A 611-nucleotide genomic window follows, 5' to 3' on the forward strand; every position below is an offset into this window, starting at 1 on the left:
TTGACGAAGATCTGGCCTTTGCCGTTGCCGGAGGCGACGCCGAGGTCGGCTTCGCGGGCTTCGCCGGGGCCGTTGACGACGCAGCCCATGACCGCGACGCGCAGCGGGATTTCCATGCCTTCCAGGCCGGCGGTGACCTGGTCGGCGAGGGTGTAGACGTCGACCTGGGCGCGTCCGCAGGAGGGGCAGGACACGATCTCCAGCTTGCGGGGCCGCAGGTTGAGCGACTGCAGGATCTGGGTGCCGACCTTGACCTCTTCGACCGGCGGCGCGGACAGCGAGACCCGGATGGTGTCGCCGATGCCCTGGCGCAGCAGCGCGCCGAACGCGACGGCGGATTTGATGGTGCCCTGGAACGCGGGCCCGGCCTCGGTGACGCCCAGGTGCAGCGGGTAGTCGCACTGGTCGGCGAGGATTTCGTAGGCGCGGACCATCACGACGGGGTCGTTGTGCTTGACCGAGATCTTGATGTCGTGGAAGTCGTGCTCGGCGAAGAGGGAGGCTTCCCACATCGCCGATTCGGCGAGGGCTTCCGGGGTGGCCTTGCCGTATTTCTCGAGCAGCCGCTTGTCCAGCGAGCCGGCGTTGACGCCGATCCGGATCGGCGTGCC

The 611-nt window shown here is 68.4% G+C and carries 1 protein-coding gene; it reads right to left on the reverse strand.

Going from position 1 to position 611, the window contains the following annotated elements:
* Positions 1-611 (reverse strand): flavodoxin-dependent (E)-4-hydroxy-3-methylbut-2-enyl-diphosphate synthase (locus EIZ45_RS45825; RefSeq protein WP_167756742.1); only part of this gene is annotated, 611 nt, incomplete at both ends.

The organism is Amycolatopsis sp. CFH S0740 (assembly GCF_004522315.1).
Classification (GTDB): Bacteria; Actinomycetota; Actinomycetes; order Mycobacteriales; family Pseudonocardiaceae; genus Amycolatopsis; species Amycolatopsis nivea.